The following is a 14,147-nucleotide window of genomic DNA, read 5'->3' on the forward strand; positions in this document are numbered from 1 at the left end:
TCTTCCAGCATACGTAGTGCACTCAGTTTTTGTTCAATCGAATGCCGACTTCTCGCCATAAAAAAACACTCCCCAATAGATAAACAGATTTGTTATTTCATCTGTCTACCTATTGGGGAGCATATCAAGATGAATAGGACTCTTATCTATGAAAGTAAGAAATTATGGTAAGCATTTATTCCTCGACCATTCCATCATTATCACTGTCACGCACATAGGGGTAAAGCCAATGGTCACTCATGATTGGCATCGTGAAACCAGCGTATTTCGCCTGCTGGATTGTCACTTGACCGTTTCTGTTCGTGTCTACACTTGATACATCGCTGCAGGCTTCGTTGCGACCAGGGCCTTCCGGTTCGCTTTCTGTCAGGCCGAGCGCTTCGTTCACTTCATCGGTGTTGATGTTATCGGACGAAGCGGTGACGACGTTCCCTTTGGAGTCCTCTATATAGGACTAGTTGCAGTATCTCTATGTTCCTGTCCGTAAATATAATTTCAAAAGCAAGCCCGTTGCATGTCGATATACACGAATGTATCATCACTTCCGGAAGTGATGTTTTTTGGTATGGTGAGCCTTTAATCAAGATGTTTTTTAAATCCCGGTCAATTATTTTAACAGGGTTGTAAAAAGCGATAGATTAAGTAAAATATTTCAACTAAAATTAACAGGAAGCCTTTAATTTGGAAGAGTGGTGTAATGATGAACATTGATGAAATGAGACAACGAAGACTAACGATCATGCAGTCAGCTGAAAAAAATCTTCAGGAAATGGCTTCAACCAGACAAGAAACGGAGCGCGTAGCTGACATTGCTGCTAATCCGCAACAAGTATTTGATGATTTAGAAGTTGCCTTCGAAAAACAGACAGGTTTGGATAAAGTCGATATGACTTTCTTATTCTTTGCGACTGCCCTTCAATGTGTTCGACAGTACTGGTTAAGCAACGAGAAACTACGTTTTAAAAATGACCAGGCGGCAAGCAAGACAATGAAACGGTTTACTCCAATCTCTTTGGCCGGACCAGTTTCATATGACGCATTTAAAAAAGATATGTTTTTTGATAACACTGGCATCAGTGGTGCGAATCATCGTTATACGACATTAGGACACGATCCGTTACTTGGATGGATTTTTGGGACGGCGAATATCTTGTCCGATACCATTACAAAAAATAATATTATGCTCGAGTCATATAACACGAATTTGATTGGAAATGAATATAAAATCTCCAGCCTGACACACATCGGTAGTGTATTTCAACGTTCATTCATGCGCGTTCAAGCGGATGTTATGAATCTTGTGACGGCTGTACTGAAGCATGCACTCCACCTTGGTTCTGATGCATTTACAAAAATGGGACTGCCAATTCCAATCCTCAACTCAATCAATCCGAATATATCAGCAACGTTACTTAAAAATTCGATCGATAGTTACAGCGTGGGACGAAGCATGGCTGTATCATCATTCATCAATGCATTGATAGCTGTCATTCACTCGCTATTTTATGATGAAGTGAAACACCAGGATTTAAAGCTCTATGAAGTGAAAACGAGGAAGATTCTGATGTACTCAAACGTGATTGCGACTTCAAGCAACCTCATTTATGTAGGATTGCAGACATACTTGGGTGATAAGACTTCACTTAAAAAACTGGATGTCGGGGGTCTAATTGTGACTATTCATAGAATCATCTCTGACGAGACTTTTATTCGTCAAATCAAAGAAGAGTTTGTTTTGAATGGTTTTAAGCATAAAGTGTTAGGAGAACAAAATAGGTAAATCAACTATTGAAAGGGGTTCATAGAATGTCGAAAAAACTTATAGAATTGATGTCCCTTACAACTACAGGTCCTTACGTCTCTCCAACCACACTGGAATCATCAAAAAATGTTGGAGATTTGATGAAAAACGCTCCTATTTTCAAAGATGTTTATAGTTTAGGAAAAGCTGAGGGTATGCGAGAAGGATATTGTGATGCTTCAGTTGTCTTTGAAAAAAAACTAAAATCTCAATTTCAATCATTTTTAGAAAGAGAGAGAGATCTTACATCAGACTTGATTGAATTAGAAAGACTGATGATAGAGATGGAAGATTATGTTGAATATTTAACGAGCCAAACAGCAGTTTCAAAAGTTCAGCAATTGAAATTAGAAGAGTCTCTTCAGTTAGACTTTAAATCAAATAAATAGGGGCTGAATTTCATGGGATTTAAAAAGAAACTACTGAATTTGGTGGTGCCTGGCGGACCGGTGCTTATACCAGTTGTCAAAAATGTTTCTAAACATGGTTTCAAAGATGGCTTAAGTGAAGCCAAAAAAGAAATTGAACGAGATCAAAATGAAATGTTAAAGAAATCAGTGTTTTTCAAACATGCTTATGACTTAGGACAACACGAGGGACAGAAACAAGGCTATATAGACGCTTCTGCCATTTTTGAACAAAAATTAAAAACTCAGGCTCTTGATTTTTTATCGAGAGAACAGAGCGTTCTAACCAACGTGAATGAACTCGAGTCTTTGTTAGAGGGGATGGAAACATATATCGAGTATTTGACACATAAATCGGAGCTGACTGATCAAGAAAATCAAAACTTAAAAGAAGCGCATGTTTTGGAGAGACGATTGAAGCAAGTATAACGAGATAGATAAAAAGACATCATGGAGGTGTCTTTTTTTTAATGCAAGCTTTATAGTATTATTTAATAAAGTCATCATTGTGTTAAAAGGAGGCTTACCATGTATACGATTGACGAGGCATTTGAGATTCTATCCAAGAACAAGCTCACAAGTCACAAAGAGACGGTCCGCAACTGGGTACGAAAAGGCGTGATACAGGCGGAACCACTCGAGTCGCGTAAAAAAGGCTATCGGATCAGTGAGGAGTCGCTCGAGAAGTTCATCAAAGAACGGATGCCTGAAGGATGGGAGATGTATCCGGAGTCGGTGACAGGGGATTCACGGGATGTCGTTAAAAATGAGGATGAGGCGCCGTACCGCGTCGAAGTTGATGTAGAAGCAATCAAGGAGCAGGGGCGAATCGAGATGTGGCACCAAGTGGCCGGACGTTGGCTATGGGAAGATCATCTTGAAATCACACGGGCGATGGTACGACGTACGATCGAGCATAGGGGTCATTCAAAAGAGTTCGAGCAGTTCGTCTGGGAACGATGTCTCAAGGAAAGCGCCCCGCGTAAAAAACCACGAGTCCTTTACTTGGTTGATGCGTTTCTATTCGAAGGAGAGCGAGTGCCGTTCGATCAGAATTTTGGAATTAAAGAAGAACAAATCATGCAGGCGTTGATTGAGCATGTAAGGTTGAAAAAGCGATCAGGAATGTACAAAAATGAATATGGTGAAAATAAATGAATTTAAAATTTAGATGCTTCTAACGAAAAGGTGTACTCTGCGTAGCATTGAGAATACACCTTTTGCAACCATTATTGTATTAAATGAAAGATTGTACCTGTATTTCTAAAGATTAGACTTCACTCTTAAGAAAATCGTCAGCACGACACAGAATGGTGACCGTCCATTCCTTGCTCAATTTGAAGGCGTTGATGCGAATTCCCTCCTTGTCGGTCGTAGAGATTGTGTTGAAAAGAGTATCGAAGGAGGGCATTTTCTTTTTGAGACGGGATATAGATTGGCGTAAGTTGTCATTAGATATTCCTTCTCCGTTAAGCTCCGTGAGCTGAGTTTGTAGGGAATGATGTGTCGACTGAGAGTGTGTCGATAATAAGAACAACAAGTTAAAAAAAGTCATGTTCAATTCAACCGGCATCGCCAAATGAATCAGGGCACATCTCCCTTCTTCTGAGCTTTTTAGCACCAATTCACGAGGAGTAGGTGAGTAGTCATGAAATTCGGTCTCGTTGATGATCGTCTCCTCCCCGTTCCGGATTCTTCGATAGTATAACCGGTCAAACATCTCGCCTTCTTGAACGAGCAGCTCGGCCCGATAGCGCTTGATCTTTTCTGCGCCCTCGTCGTCAATCGGCTCGAACATATCTTCCATGCCTTCGATCTCAAAGAGCGCCTCGCGTGCGATATGGATGCCGCAATTCACCGAGAACATATGGGCCAGAGTCATCTGGACCTCACTCAACGAATCGGTCGTCGTCCCGTCTAAGGCGATATTGAAATGATAGACCGCGCTCGCGTAACGGCCGTCCCTGTAGTGGATATAGCCGAGGCGATAGTTCGCGAGCGGATGATCGGCTTGTAGTCCGATCGCTTTCTCGAGGATCTGTCGCGCCACCTTGAAGTCGGGTCGGTCGGACAGTTTGAAGTGCTCGGCCTGACGTACATAAAGTGCGACAAGTTCTTTCCGAATCTTCATTCTCTCTTCTTTTGATTTTTCATCACGCATGCGTCGTTTTAACGTCAACTCTTCCATATAACCGCTCGTCTCCATCTACAACCCTCTCCTCGTCAGCCGTTTCTCTCATCATAGTGTTCCCTCTACCTGTGTGACAAGCTGTCACACAGGTATTGATATATTTGGCTCATCAAAACAGAAGGAGCTGGATGATGATGAACCAAGCAGAGATGATGGCAAGACACGGATTGAAGGAATGGATGAATGAAACAAATCACGTATTGAATAAATTAAGTTATTCTATTCAGAAACTCATCGAGGACGAACAGGGTGAGGACGAGCAAATCGTAGCGTATATTGAGAGTCTTCAGAATGAGGAAGGACCTTGGAATTCTGTCGGTCAGGAACAGCTGTTCAACCCAAAGACCGAAGAACTCCCTTACTATGCGTTTGACGCCTATATCCGTGGCATCGTCCGCTGGATGAACGAATTAGGGATGATGACGAGCATGTGTTGCGACGGACACGGAGAACGTCATGCGTACGTTGAGATGGACGGATTTTTGACTGACAGACAAATGCATGTATTGAATCTTTCCGTCCCTTCAGATTCAGCGGTTCGTGTCCGTTTCCGTAAAAGTTCACGTAGACATACCGTCCTCTTTGACTACAGTCAGACGGAGCGGAAAGCGTTGCTCGATATCGCGGAAATGCTATTCAAGATGTCGAGCGACGAACGGTATATCCAAATGCTTGAGACAGAACGGTTCAAACATCGCCTTCTCGACTGGCTCGAGGTGCCTGGTGAGAGTGGACGGGAACAGAAAGTTCGTCGACGACTCGCATCGAGTTTGAGAAAATTCACGGACGAACAACAAATCGATGAGACAGGAAACTTACTAGCGAGTGTTCGTTACGGAGAAGGGCCGACAATCCTTCTGTCGGCGCATATGGACACGGTCGAGCGCATCACGAGAGGACGCGTCATCCAGCAGGAAGGGACCATCCTCACGAGTTCGGAGGGGATTCTTGGGGCAGATGACCGGGCCGGTATCGCTGCTGTCTTTGAACTCCTCGAACGTCTTCCAATGACGCGTTTCAGCGGTACCATCAAGGTGGCGTTCACGGTCGAAGAAGAGACAGGGTTATGTGGTGCGCGTGGTATCGACCAACAATTTATCCGTGACGTGGATGCAGCCATCGTGTTGGACCGCCGGGGCACGCGCGACATTGTCACCGGATGCCGAGGTACGTTCGATTTTTGTGAAGCGTCTTATGGAGAACTGTTTGAAAGAGCGGGGCGAGTGGCCGGGATGCAGGATTGGAAGGCGACGCGAAACGGTGGATCGAGTGACGCGAAAGTTTTCGCCGAATTCGGTGTCCCGTCTGTGAATTTGTCTATCGGTTATCTTGACGAGCATACCGACCTCGAGCAAGTTGACTATCGTGCGACATTCGAGACGGTCCTACTCGTCGAGACATTCCTTGGTCGACAACTGATTCAACAAAGCATGTGAAAAAATAGGAGGGCAGCGCTTTATGCAAAGTGCTGCCCTCCTATTTATGATGACCTCTCATCATATTTGGATCAGGTGGATACCGTATCGATTCAAGGTATTGGTAAGATCGAATTTGAGGCACCACAATATTTGACCGCAAGGAATATTAGAATGCATGTCCTGAAAGTGTTTATTTACAATTGTCCTTGTATTAAATCGAGGTGGGAATCATTCCCCGACCATCCCGTCGTTGTCGTTGTCGCGCATATAGGGATAGAGCCAATGGTCGCTCATGATTGGCATGCTGAAGCCGGCGTCTTTCGCCTCTTGGATTGTCACTTGACCGTTGCCGTTCGTGTCCACGCTCGAGACATCACCTTCGGATTCGGTTGTAGTTTGGGCTTCCGGTTCGCTTTCTGTCAGACCGAGTGCCTCGTTCACCTCGTCCGGGTTGACGTTATCGAACGAATCGACGACAACATTCCCTTTTATCGTATACGTGTATTGATAATGGGACGGGATTTGCGTGCTCGTGTCTGGATACGTGATGATTGCCTCGAAGTCAGTCGCACCCCCGGCCTTTCGGATGACGTCTTCCATATAGGCCTGATCCCCGTATCGGTTGAGCGTGCTGTCCTGCGGTGTGATGTTGTAGGCGTTCGAGACGCCACCTAGTGAGTCGGCGATGACGTGACCCTCATCGAGCTCGCTGTGTTCGACGCCCGGGACCTTCGCCTCGTCATGGTAATAGCGACCATTCGACGTCACGTCTTCCGTGTCGTCGTTTTGTAAGAGGATTTTCTCAGCCACCACTCTCACAAGCTGCCCATACTCGTTCGTGAACGCCCAATACTCGCGTTTCCCATAACCGATATCGACGACGTTCGCCTCACGATATCCGGATAAGTCCTCACCATCGACCTCGATCAGCTTGTAGCCTGAGAACAGATCGCTGTTCGAATCCGTGGTCGTCTCTTCTGTCTCGACGGTTTTTTCGGAAACAGGTTCTGCAGTCGCCTCTTCTTTGTTCGTTTCAGCCGTCTCGGTGACCGTTTCCTCTTGTGGAGCGGGCTCTTCCATGTTCTCTGTGGAAGACGTTTCTTCATTGGTACAACCGGCCATCAGTAGTACGGCCAAAGGTAGAGCTAAATAAGTGAATTTCATTTTTTGCTCCTTCGTACATGATATGTATACACGTATATATGTAGACGGATCTACACCTATATAAAACGATTATATCCTCTGCATCCTCACAATGCGCCAATCCTTCAAGTTTTGGGCTTCCATATGGTTTGTGACCCGTTCAATCATTCTCATTTTTTCGGTCTGAGAAAAATTGAAGGCATCTTCCGATAGTTCCAACTCGACCTCGAGCGTGACCTTGACCTTCTTTTTTCGTTTGTCGAATCGCTGAAGCAGGTAATGCTCAAGTTCGTCTATAATTTCCGCGTCATCGATACCATCAGAGGATTTCAAAGCGATATTCAACCAAGGATTGAGTCGATCGATGTATTCTTCGAGTTCTTGGGGCGTCGTGTTGAAGTATGTCCAAAGGTGATCAAATCGTAGTATGTCCGTCTTGTGAAACAGTCTAGTCCACTCTTGAAGTCTCATGAGATAACTCCTTTTTGATTTAAGTGTATCTCGTGTCATGTGTGGCGGATAGTGACGAGTTTATGGACAAATGGAAGTCCCTCTTTGTAGGGTTTACATGCGACCCCGTTCTTGAAAAATCAAATACCACCCATGTCATTTATTGGACAGGCTCTTCTCCTTAGACATTGTATAATCAACGTATCAAACGATGGAGGCGAAGCATATGTTTAAACCGTGGGACAGCCAGTACCGTGTGAAGGCCGTGTTGGACGAGACCGGGAAATACCGCTACCAGTTTACATGCGAGTGGGGGGAGGGTGGCCGTTTCGTCACGTTCGTCATGTTGAATCCGAGTCAAGGGAACCAGGGACAGGACGACCGGACGTTGCAGCGTTGCATTTCTTTCGCGAAAAGTTGGGGCTATGACGGCATCAAGGTCGTCAATCTGTTCGCTTTTATTTCGACGGACCCGGATAACCTCAAACATCAGGAAGACCCAATCGGTCCGGAGAACGACCGCCACATCCGTGATGCGATTCAAGGATCAGCCCTGGTGGTTGCGGCCTGGGGCCAGACGCTTCGAACCCCGTCTGCGAAACGACGCATCCAAGCGACGCTCGAGCTCTTGAAAGACATAGAGATGCATTGCTTGAAAGTGACGAAATGCGGTCGCTATCCGATGCATCCGCTCTATCTCTCGAGCAAGCTCACACCGATCCCGTTTGTCCCACCGAACCATCGGAACGTCATCAAAGTGCCCCAACGGACCGTGCCCCAGGCGACGGGCTCAAGGGAAGCGATGTTTTCGAACGGATCGGATATCGGCTTTTTTGACGATCCGGATTGGGAAGTTTGAGCGTGTCGAATCATCTGGCGTAAAGTGAGAATACGCGAAACAGGGCTGTCCCCGCTGTGAATGATGGTGGGGGTAGCCCTGTTTGGACCTACGTCTTATACTTTCCATTGATATATCCTTCAGGTGTAGGTTTATGAGTGGAGAGCCTTCTATGCCTGTTTCGCGATCATTTCTTTCAACTCTTGAACCGAATAGGCCGGTCTCCGACGATGGAGCATGGCGTGACAGTTCGGACAGACGGGCACCAGGTCGTCGATTGGGTGGACCTCGTATTCTTCTTTGATCGTATGTAGCTCTTTCAAATGGTGGACATGGATATACTCTTTCCCGATTGATCCATAGGCGTCGACAAAACTGAACTCACATACGACGCATCGATAACCCTTTTCGTTCAGACATTCTTGGCGTGCCTCAATATTTCGTTCATAGGCGTTCACCGTGACCTGTTTCACAGCCCCTTCTCGGTAGGAAAAGAACTCCAGTTCCTCAGCGTTATTAAAAACTTCTAGTTGGCTCGGAATTTGTTCGATCGGTGATTGGTGGATCATCTGTTTGACCGCGTCAAAGGTAGCGGGATTCAATGGCATGGACGATGCCTGGAACCCTTCAAACAGATACGCATCATATTCGTTTTCCTCGACGTCCCACTCCTCTAAAAGAATGGGATCAGCATAGAGGGAATGGACGTATCGAATCGGCACATGGTATCGCTCTGTCTGGTCATCCGTATAATAGAACTCGTCGTGAAGTGTATCTTTGAAAGGTGAACCTGTGATTTGGACGATGGCATATATGCCGCGCTCCATTCTAGGGCGGCCTTGTAGTTGTGACTTCGTCCGTTGGTCGTGTCCGACACGAATCACGCCGATATGCCCCTCCTCGAACCAGTCCTTCTGCCAGCTCGTAATGGAAAAGCTATCAATCGTTTGACCTGAAAGCAAGAATTCGTCAATCGCCCATTTGCTCGGATTACAAAAAAACGTCCAGTATCCGGTCGGTAACACTTTCTCTGACGGGATGATCCCCTTCTCTTTCCATGTCTTCACCTTCTCACGTCTGAATGCCTCATCGGTCGTGAAACGATACTCATGCCCCTCGTGGAGCCAGGTCTCGCCAAGGTAAGCCCCATATTCGATGGTCGTAAATTTTAGATGATCAAGATTCAAATAATTTTTCAACCATTCAGCGGCGCGCTGAATGGTCGGTAACTCGGCAAGTTCTTGCCCGTCCCTGTAAATGATGATTGGTTTGTCTCGTTTATTAATGGCGAGCGGTTGCCGTAACATTATAATTTTCATCCTTTCGTTTACCCGATATCTGTAACCCACATAAAAAAAATATCGGGAGTGAAAATAAAAAACAAATATTACATATATAGGATTATAATAAGGGTGTATTGGATAATTTTACAACAAAATATTGAACGGAGAGATAGATGATGAAACACATTTTGAAATTGGGAACTGCATTCGTATTCAGTGGAGCATTGTTGTTGTCACCTTACGGGGAAGCATCGGCCGCAGCGAGTATCAAGGTTCATTACATCGACGTCGGTCAGGGAGATGCCATCTACATCAAGATGCCGAGCGGCGAGGATGTCATCATCGACGGCGGGAACAAAGGGAAGGGTCACGCCCTCGTCGCCTATCTCAAGAAACAAAAAGTGGACGACATCGAGGTGTTGATCTCGACGCATCCGGACGCCGACCATATCGGCGGATTGGACGAGATTCTGGACGCCTATCGTGTCGAGAGCATCTACGCGCCGAAAGTGAAGCACACGACGCAGGCCTATAAAGACTTCCTTCAAGCCGTCAAACGAGAAGGGAAGACCATCAAAACCGCCCAGATGGGTGTCTCACTCCCTCTTAAAGGTGTGAATGCGAAGTTTGTCGGACCGGTCAAAGCCTACTCGAACAGCGACTTGAACAACTGGAGTGCGGTCCTTCACGTCACGTATAAGAAGAACACGTTCTTGTTCACGGGGGACGCGGAACACGTGTCCGAGAAGGACATGATAGCGAAGAAACAGACACTCCGCGCGGATGTCTTAAAGGTGGGCCATCACGGTGCCAAGACCTCTACTAGCACGACCTTCTTGAACACGGTCAAACCGAAGCATGCCATCATCAGCGTCGGGAAGAACAGCTACGGACACCCGACATCCGAAGTGGTAACGAACTTGAAGCGTCAAAACGTGAAAACGCTTCGCACAGACAAGAACGGCACGATCATCATCACGGGGAACGGCTCGAGCTACGCTGTGAAAAAATCTAAATGAAGCGACGGAGAGGAATCATCGATCGATTCGAAGGGGACTTGGCTGTCGTCGAATTCGGAGAAGTGATGGAGGATATTCCAAAGTCACGGCTCCCTGAATCGACGCAGTCGGGCGATGTGCTTTGGTTTTACAAAGATGGACGAGTTGAGATGGATACAGGGGAAAAAGAACGGTTATCAAAAGAAATCGATGAGTTGATGGATGAGCTTTGGGAGGATTAACCTTCTTAAAAATCAGCGCAAATTTGTTAGGCAAAGTACGAAAAATATGACGAGGGAGAAGTCTTATGAAAATCAGAATCGCAAAACCATCTGACGCCTATCATATTGCAAAAGTACAAATAGATAGTTGGCAATCGACATATAAAGGCATTTTATCAGAAGATTACTTGAAGGACTTGAACTATAAAACCAAAGAATTGAAATGGTACAACATTCTCCAAAATCAAACGGTCTATGTGGTCGAGAATTTAGATGAAGAGATTGTTGGGTTTGCACATGGAGGGCCGTCCGAAAAAGCAGTTTGTCCGACATTTACAGGAGAGTTGTATTCTATTTATCTACTTCAACACTATCAATATCAAGGACTAGGTAAGTTGTTATTTGATGCAGTTGCATCAGAATTGGTGAATGAAGGATGTTCCTCTCTGAAGGTTTTTGTTTTAGATCAGAACCCCAGCAGACTTTTTTATGAAGCATTGGGAGGTAAGGAAATAGAAGTTACTTCAGTTGAAATTCACGGAATTGATTATCGAGAGATTGTCTATGGATGGGAAAACATAGGGACAAAATTATAACCTAAAAGATTATATAGTTATACGATGAAATGAAACGGTGAGCATGACTCACTGACGCGGTTCGACCAAGTGATGTACTTTGGTTCTACAAAGATAAACGAATAGAAGTAGATATAGAGGAAAAGCAAGAGTTATCAAAAGAAATCGATGAATTGATGGATGAACTTTGGGAAGACTGAATATTGTTATTAGATGAGTTCATTTTGAAAGGAGCACGACATGATTTATCAGATGGGACTCCATCCCGAGTATTTTATCCAGATTTAAAATAGAATTAAATCGATCGAAGTCAGACTGAATGATTCTAAAAGGCAATTAGTTAAAGTAGGTCATTTCATCGAATTCATTGATACTTCAAACGCGAGTAACAAACTGAGAGTCAAAGTTTTACGCTTATCATCGTATGATTCATTCCATGAACTATATTCGAATGAATCTTTTGAGAAGATGGGGTGCTTTAATTGGTCGATGGAGCGTATGGTAGAAGAAACATATGACATCTACTCAACAGAGCAAGAGAGGAACTTTGGGGCTCTAGCAATTGAAGTCGAAAAAAATTAAGTGGTATACAATTCATCCGATTGGAGACTGTTTATGCTGTTCATTAAAAGGTCAAATAAAAATGAAGCGTCTGTATTATTGGATATACAAAAGGAAGCCTTTCAAGAGGATCTAATTAAGTATGAGGATTATGATACCAATCCTGTCAACGAGCCGATAGAACGACTAATCAAGAAGATTGAACTGTTTATTCATTACACCATTTGGATTGATGAACAAATTGCTGGCGGAGCTGATATACGTGACATGAGTGAAGGGAAATATCGTTTAAATCGAATCTTTTTATCTGAACGGTATCAAAACAAAGGCTTTGGGACTGAGATAATAAATTTAATTGAAGCAGAATTCCCACTCGCTAAGGAATGGACATTAGATACACCTCATTTGAATACTAGAAATCATCATTTCTATGAAAAGCTTGGATACAAACGAGAGGCCCAACATCAAATAAACAGTAAACTGATATTGATTGATTATGTAAAAAAGATATGAGCTCTATTTAAAAGCCCATATCTCTTAATACTTATATTAGTCTTTCGATGTTAAGCATCGCTGTTCTAGAGAAGGACTTCTTCTCTTTCTCAAGTAGTATGTCATGCCAACGGTCTTCAAGAGACTTTAGAATCGGTTTTTCTAACCGTTTGTTTTTTTCAAGGTCGTGTAATGGATGCACGGTTCTATCGGGGTCGAAGTGTCCACTGATTAACGGCTGATTCGGTAAGGCCACCGTATAGGCGACAATGGTGTCTTCACCGAAGTCGTGATTGTTGGCGACGCCGAATGATTGAAATCCAAAGCCTTTACCATGAATATACATGAGCGGCTCATCGACACGTTCCACCTTCAGGTTAGTCTCGAGGGCCGCCTTTGCGTTCAGGTACGATTCTAACTCCTCCGGGAACACATTTTGAATGGCATGCACCCTCTCATAGAGTGTGAGGTCAACTTCTTTCCAGCCCATGCGGTGGTCCATCTGTTCGATATACTCGAGGGGACTCCGTTCTTTCTCCTGCTCCAACGCGCGGACCTTCTCAATGTGTGACTCAATACGTTCAAGAAAAGTCGCAGACGTCTGATGGACTTCCTGAAGCAGTTGCTCCTTGTCGGGGAGTTCTTTGTCTTTCGTCCAGCTAGCCAAGTAAGACAAGGAAAACTCGTCCGTCGGGAACCCGAGTTGATGCGAGACGACGTAGGCGACCATCTCGGCCTGAAATTCCTTTTCTGACGTCGTGAGCGGTTTTTCTCGTTCCGTGTTTCGTTCTTGATTATGCAGTTCCGCGTGAGCGAGTTCATGGACCAAGACAGAAACGTTTTCGAACGGTGTATTTCGCGGATTCAATGCGATCGTATGGAGCTCGGGGTAATAGCATCCCTTTGCTGTCCCAATCTCCTCAAAGGGTTCGTCGAGAATGGTGATATTTCGCTCGTCTGCGATGTCATATAAAACTTTCATGATATCTTTTTCGTTCTCTAGCTTACCGTCCCGGTGATAACGCTTAAAGATATCTGAGACGTCAATTCCTTTTTCACGGGCATCGGTCTGCGTATATTCGAACACATGACCGATTTTAAAGTACATCACTTTATGGCTGGCGATATGTCCTGTTCTCACCCCATCTTTCACGGACTGTGGTGCTTGGTTCAACGGGATCCATTTGTCGTTGTGGTGTGCATATTCGATTGGGGAGGGAACGAACACCTGAATGCCTTTCTCACCTCGTCGGACATTGGCACCTTGCTTCTCCCAAAATCGATAAGATCCGACGGCGATGGCCCCGGGGAACTGCGACTCGATCAACACTGCGTTTCGCATCGAATAGTTATGGAATTTACCCAAGAACTGAAGGTGTTCCCGTATACTCTCTACACTTTGGAAGTAGGATTCGATTTGATGGTTCATCCGTGTCGTCAACATCTCTAACTCTTCTTTCCGCTCTTGTTCAGTCTTTCGATTAAAGTTTGCCATCGGTTACACCTCTTCCTTTAAAACAGGTTCCTCGGTCGCTCCCTCAAATGTCTCTTCCTCATCACGACCACTGACATCCTGAAACATCAAACCAAGGAGAAGACCTGACTTGTCCTTCTTTATCGGAATTAAAAGCAATGGATGCTCCAATAGAATCTGAAGCAATTGAAACTCCTTCGTCTCAATGGGAATCACACATTCTTCTAAATCGACTGCGAGCGTGACCGTCTCATCACTCAAGGCAATCATGGTGCCCAATGAATAACCTTCCATC

General features: G+C 44.9%; 17 protein-coding genes. 11 read left to right on the forward strand and 6 right to left on the reverse strand.

Annotated features, from left to right (window positions below):
• The first annotated feature begins 697 nt into the window (after positions 1-697).
• The 4 genes from EVJ20_RS13310 to EVJ20_RS13325 all read left to right on the forward strand — a co-directional run bounded on the left by EVJ20_RS13310 (position 698) and on the right by EVJ20_RS13325 (position 3,366).
• Positions 698-1,780, forward strand: a complete 1,083-nt coding sequence (locus EVJ20_RS13310; protein ID WP_131508513.1) for a hypothetical protein — start codon at positions 698-700, stop codon at positions 1,778-1,780.
• A 26-nt stretch (positions 1,781-1,806) separates the two neighbouring features.
• Entirely contained in the window at positions 1,807-2,190 is a 384-nt protein-coding gene (locus tag EVJ20_RS13315) for a hypothetical protein (RefSeq protein WP_131508515.1), read from the forward strand.
• 12 nt (positions 2,191-2,202) lie between these two features.
• On the forward strand, positions 2,203-2,637 hold the full coding sequence (locus EVJ20_RS13320) for a hypothetical protein (RefSeq protein WP_131508517.1): 435 nt from the start codon (positions 2,203-2,205) through the stop codon (positions 2,635-2,637).
• 99 nt (positions 2,638-2,736) lie between these two features.
• Entirely contained in the window at positions 2,737-3,366 is a 630-nt protein-coding gene (locus EVJ20_RS13325) for a helix-turn-helix domain-containing protein (RefSeq protein WP_131508519.1), read from the forward strand.
• 112 nt (positions 3,367-3,478) lie between these two features.
• Here the strand turns inward: EVJ20_RS13325 and EVJ20_RS13330 are convergent, their stop codons facing one another.
• Complete coding sequence (locus EVJ20_RS13330) at positions 3,479-4,414, reverse strand: tetratricopeptide repeat protein (RefSeq protein WP_131508521.1); 936 nt, start codon at positions 4,412-4,414, stop codon at positions 3,479-3,481.
• A 113-nt stretch (positions 4,415-4,527) separates the two neighbouring features.
• Between EVJ20_RS13330 and EVJ20_RS13335 the strand changes: the two genes are divergently transcribed.
• Positions 4,528-5,835 (forward strand): M20/M25/M40 family metallo-hydrolase, encoded by a 1,308-nt coding sequence (locus EVJ20_RS13335; RefSeq protein WP_236636441.1) that lies wholly within the window; start codon positions 4,528-4,530, stop codon positions 5,833-5,835.
• Positions 5,836-6,045: 210 nt separating this feature from the next.
• On the opposite strand, the gene EVJ20_RS13340 is transcribed toward EVJ20_RS13335, so the two are convergent.
• Both EVJ20_RS13340 and EVJ20_RS13345 read right to left on the reverse strand, forming a co-directional pair.
• The gene (locus tag EVJ20_RS13340; RefSeq protein WP_131508523.1) at positions 6,046-6,981 is read right to left on the reverse strand and encodes a DNA/RNA non-specific endonuclease; all 936 of its coding nucleotides are present in this window, start codon (positions 6,979-6,981) and stop codon (positions 6,046-6,048) included.
• Between the two features lie 69 nt (positions 6,982-7,050).
• Complete coding sequence (locus EVJ20_RS13345) at positions 7,051-7,431, reverse strand: hypothetical protein (RefSeq protein ID WP_131508525.1); 381 nt, start codon at positions 7,429-7,431, stop codon at positions 7,051-7,053.
• A 205-nt stretch (positions 7,432-7,636) separates the two neighbouring features.
• On the opposite strand from EVJ20_RS13345, the gene EVJ20_RS13350 reads away from it, so the two are divergent.
• The gene (locus tag EVJ20_RS13350; RefSeq protein ID WP_161568117.1) at positions 7,637-8,269 is read left to right on the forward strand and encodes a DUF1643 domain-containing protein; all 633 of its coding nucleotides are present in this window, start codon (positions 7,637-7,639) and stop codon (positions 8,267-8,269) included.
• Positions 8,270-8,418: 149 nt separating this feature from the next.
• Here the strand turns inward: EVJ20_RS13350 and EVJ20_RS13355 are convergent, their stop codons facing one another.
• Entirely contained in the window at positions 8,419-9,555 is a 1,137-nt protein-coding gene (locus EVJ20_RS13355; RefSeq protein ID WP_131508529.1) for an HNH endonuclease, read from the reverse strand.
• Between the two features lie 149 nt (positions 9,556-9,704).
• On the opposite strand from EVJ20_RS13355, the gene EVJ20_RS13360 reads away from it, so the two are divergent.
• The 5 genes from EVJ20_RS13360 to EVJ20_RS13380 all read left to right on the forward strand — a co-directional run bounded on the left by EVJ20_RS13360 (position 9,705) and on the right by EVJ20_RS13380 (position 12,399).
• The gene (locus EVJ20_RS13360) at positions 9,705-10,550 is read left to right on the forward strand and encodes a ComEC/Rec2 family competence protein (RefSeq protein ID WP_236636445.1); all 846 of its coding nucleotides are present in this window, start codon (positions 9,705-9,707) and stop codon (positions 10,548-10,550) included.
• On the forward strand, positions 10,547-10,771 hold the full coding sequence (locus tag EVJ20_RS13365; protein ID WP_131508533.1) for a DUF3006 domain-containing protein: 225 nt from the start codon (positions 10,547-10,549) through the stop codon (positions 10,769-10,771). The genes EVJ20_RS13360 and EVJ20_RS13365 overlap by 4 nt, the downstream gene beginning before the upstream one ends.
• Positions 10,772-10,836: 65 nt before the next feature.
• Positions 10,837-11,346: a GNAT family N-acetyltransferase gene (locus EVJ20_RS13370; RefSeq protein ID WP_131508535.1), complete on the forward strand. Its 510-nt coding sequence runs from the start codon at positions 10,837-10,839 to the stop codon at positions 11,344-11,346.
• Positions 11,347-11,628: 282 nt separating this feature from the next.
• Positions 11,629-11,907, forward strand: coding sequence for an ASCH domain-containing protein (locus EVJ20_RS15405; protein WP_442899279.1), 279 nt, complete (start codon positions 11,629-11,631; stop codon positions 11,905-11,907).
• A gap of 33 nt (positions 11,908-11,940) precedes the next feature.
• Positions 11,941-12,399, forward strand: a complete 459-nt coding sequence (locus tag EVJ20_RS13380; RefSeq protein WP_131508537.1) for a GNAT family N-acetyltransferase — start codon at positions 11,941-11,943, stop codon at positions 12,397-12,399.
• 31 nt (positions 12,400-12,430) lie between these two features.
• Here EVJ20_RS13380 and EVJ20_RS13385 read toward each other — a convergent pair whose 3' ends face one another.
• Both EVJ20_RS13385 and EVJ20_RS13390 read right to left on the reverse strand, forming a co-directional pair.
• Positions 12,431-13,873 (reverse strand): ImmA/IrrE family metallo-endopeptidase, encoded by a 1,443-nt coding sequence (locus tag EVJ20_RS13385; RefSeq protein WP_131508539.1) that lies wholly within the window; start codon positions 13,871-13,873, stop codon positions 12,431-12,433.
• A gap of 3 nt (positions 13,874-13,876) precedes the next feature.
• Positions 13,877-14,146 (reverse strand): hypothetical protein, encoded by a 270-nt coding sequence (locus EVJ20_RS13390; RefSeq protein ID WP_131508541.1) that lies wholly within the window; start codon positions 14,144-14,146, stop codon positions 13,877-13,879.
• Position 14,147: the final 1 nt, after the last annotated feature.

Source organism: Exiguobacterium sp. SH0S1 (assembly GCF_004337165.1).
Taxonomy (GTDB): domain Bacteria; phylum Bacillota; class Bacilli; order Exiguobacteriales; family Exiguobacteriaceae; genus Exiguobacterium; species Exiguobacterium aurantiacum_A.

Excerpts from the sequence above, each read along its gene's own strand:
- EVJ20_RS13310 (WP_131508513.1), top strand. The coding sequence starts at position 698 with ATGATGAACATTGATGAAATGAGACAACGAAGACTAACGATCATGCAG.
- EVJ20_RS13315 (WP_131508515.1), top strand. The coding sequence starts at position 1,807 with ATGTCGAAAAAACTTATAGAATTGATGTCCCTTACAACTACAGGTCCT.
- EVJ20_RS13320 (WP_131508517.1), top strand. The coding sequence starts at position 2,203 with ATGGGATTTAAAAAGAAACTACTGAATTTGGTGGTGCCTGGCGGACCG.
- EVJ20_RS13325 (WP_131508519.1), top strand. The coding sequence starts at position 2,737 with ATGTATACGATTGACGAGGCATTTGAGATTCTATCCAAGAACAAGCTC.
- EVJ20_RS13330 (WP_131508521.1), bottom strand. The coding sequence starts at position 4,414 with ATGGAGACGAGCGGTTATATGGAAGAGTTGACGTTAAAACGACGCATG.
- EVJ20_RS13335 (WP_236636441.1), top strand. The coding sequence starts at position 4,528 with ATGATGATGAACCAAGCAGAGATGATGGCAAGACACGGATTGAAGGAA.
- EVJ20_RS13340 (WP_131508523.1), bottom strand. The coding sequence starts at position 6,981 with ATGAAATTCACTTATTTAGCTCTACCTTTGGCCGTACTACTGATGGCC.
- EVJ20_RS13345 (WP_131508525.1), bottom strand. The coding sequence starts at position 7,431 with ATGAGACTTCAAGAGTGGACTAGACTGTTTCACAAGACGGACATACTA.
- EVJ20_RS13350 (WP_161568117.1), top strand. The coding sequence starts at position 7,637 with ATGTTTAAACCGTGGGACAGCCAGTACCGTGTGAAGGCCGTGTTGGAC.
- EVJ20_RS13355 (WP_131508529.1), bottom strand. The coding sequence starts at position 9,555 with ATGTTACGGCAACCGCTCGCCATTAATAAACGAGACAAACCAATCATC.
- EVJ20_RS13360 (WP_236636445.1), top strand. The coding sequence starts at position 9,705 with ATGATGAAACACATTTTGAAATTGGGAACTGCATTCGTATTCAGTGGA.
- EVJ20_RS13365 (WP_131508533.1), top strand. The coding sequence starts at position 10,547 with ATGAAGCGACGGAGAGGAATCATCGATCGATTCGAAGGGGACTTGGCT.
- EVJ20_RS13370 (WP_131508535.1), top strand. The coding sequence starts at position 10,837 with ATGAAAATCAGAATCGCAAAACCATCTGACGCCTATCATATTGCAAAA.
- EVJ20_RS13380 (WP_131508537.1), top strand. The coding sequence starts at position 11,941 with ATGCTGTTCATTAAAAGGTCAAATAAAAATGAAGCGTCTGTATTATTG.
- EVJ20_RS13385 (WP_131508539.1), bottom strand. The coding sequence starts at position 13,873 with ATGGCAAACTTTAATCGAAAGACTGAACAAGAGCGGAAAGAAGAGTTA.
- EVJ20_RS13390 (WP_131508541.1), bottom strand. The coding sequence starts at position 14,146 with ATGGAAGGTTATTCATTGGGCACCATGATTGCCTTGAGTGATGAGACG.